Below are 2,132 nucleotides of genomic sequence, written 5' to 3' on the forward strand. Positions count from 1 at the left end.
GAGGGGTGTGACGGGGTTGTTGTTTGAGAACTACATAGTGGACGCGAGCATCTTAAAATTATTAAGTGCAATTTCAGATAAACCTGGTGACCGGTTTTACCGGTTTCCATGGTTTTCTCGATAGCGATAATATTTATTGATCTTTTGTGGTCAAGTTTTTAAGGGCACACGGTGGATGCCTTGGCATCAGGAGCCGAAGAAGGACGTAGGAATCTGCGATAAGCCTGGGGGAGTTGATAACCGAGCGTTGATCCCAGGATGTCCGAATGGGGAAACCCCGCCCGGCGCGCGAGTGACCGGGTGACCCGCATCTGAACACATAGGGTGCGTGGAGGGAACGTGGGGAAGTGAAACATCTCAGTACCCACAGGAAGAGAAAACAACAGTGATTCCGTTAGTAGTGGCGAGCGAACGCGGAAGAGGCTAAACCAGTGGTGTGTGATAGCCGGCGGGCGTTGCATCACTGGGGTTGCGGGACTTTCCGTACCAGTTCTGCCGGATTGGTGAAGTGAGTGCAGGTGCATAGGTGAACGGGTTTGAAAGCCCGGCCGTAGAGGGTGTTAGCCCCGTAACCGGAATGTATGCTGCCGCTTGGAGAGGATCCCAAGTAGCACGGGGCCCGAGAAATCCCGTGCGAATCTGCCAGGACCACCTGGTAAGCCTAAATACTCCCTGATGACCGATAGCGGACAAGTACCGTGAGGGAAAGGTGAAAAGTACCCCGGGAGGGGAGTGAAACAGTACCTGAAACCGTGTGCCTACAATCCGTTGGAGCAGGGCAGCATCCTTGTGGTGTTGTGCTTGTGACAGCGTGCCTTTTGAAGAATGAGCCTGCGAGTTAGTGTTACGTCGCGAGGTTAACCCGTGTGGGGAAGCCGTAGCGAAAGCGAGTCTGAACAGGGCGATGCAGTGGCGTGATCTAGACCCGAAGCGGAGTGATCTACCCATGGCCAGGTTGAAGCGACGGTAAGACGTCGTGGAGGACCGAACCCACTTCAGTTGAAAATGGAGGGGATGAGCTGTGGGTAGGGGTGAAAGGCCAATCAAACTCCGTGATAGCTGGTTCTCCCCGAAATGCATTTAGGTGCAGCGTTGCGTGTTTCTTACCGGAGGTAGAGCTACTGGATGGCTAATGGGCCCTACAAGGTTACTGACGTCAGCCAAACTCCGAATGCCGGTAAGTGAGAGCGCAGCAGTGAGACTGTGGGGGATAAGCTTCATAGTCGAGAGGGAAACAGCCCAGACCACCAACTAAGGCCCCTAAGCGTGTGCTAAGTGGGAAAGGATGTGGAGTTGCTCAGACAACCAGGAGGTTGGCTTAGAAGCAGCCATCCTTGAAAGAGTGCGTAATAGCTCACTGGTCAAGTGATTCCGCGCCGACAATGTAGCGGGGCTCAAGTACACCGCCGAAGTTGTGGCATTCAAATATTAGCCAAGCGGATGGTTTATCCATTTTCGTTCAAGCGTTTGGATGGGTAGGGGAGCGTCGTGTGGGCAGTGAAGTCGCGGTGTAAACCAGCGGTGGAGCCTACACGAGTGAGAATGCAGGCATGAGTAGCGAAAGACGGGTGAGAAACCCGTCCGCCGAATGATCAAGGGTTCCAGGGTCAAGCTAATCTGCCCTGGGTAAGTCGGGACCTAAGGCGAGGCCGACAGGCGTAGTCGATGGACAACGGGTTGATATTCCCGTACCGGCGAAAAACCGCCAATACTGATCGGGGGATACTAACCGCCCAATACCTGACTGTTAGCCCTTGTGGCGACACGGTTTTTGGTGGAGCGCGGGACCTGATCCCGGGAGGTAAGCGTATTAACAGGTGTGACGCAGGAAGGTAGCCGGGCCGGGCGATGGTTGTCCTGGTCTAAGGATGTAGGGTCAGCGATAGGTAAATCCGTTGCTGTGTCTTTGATGACGATCCTGAGATCTGACGGGACCCACTTTGGTGGGAATCCGGTGATCCTATGCTGCCTAGAAAAGCATCGGCGCGAGGTTTTAGCCGCCCGTACCCCAAACCGACACAGGTGATCAGGTAGAGAATACTAAGGCGATCGAGAGAATTATGGTTAAGGAACTCGGCAAAATGCCCCCGTAACTTCGGGAGAAGGGGGGCCCCAACCTTGATGGACACTAC

The 2,132-nt window shown here is 54.2% G+C and carries 1 rRNA gene (cut by a window edge); it reads left to right on the forward strand.

The annotated features are described in order from the left end of the window. Nucleotides 1-148: 148 nt before the first annotated feature. A 23S ribosomal RNA gene (locus ACIQXM_RS18055) occupies nt 149-2,132 on the forward strand; it runs 1,278 nt beyond the window's last position.

The organism is Arthrobacter sp. NPDC097144, from assembly GCF_044762205.1.
Taxonomy (GTDB): Bacteria; Actinomycetota; Actinomycetes; order Actinomycetales; family Micrococcaceae; genus Arthrobacter_B.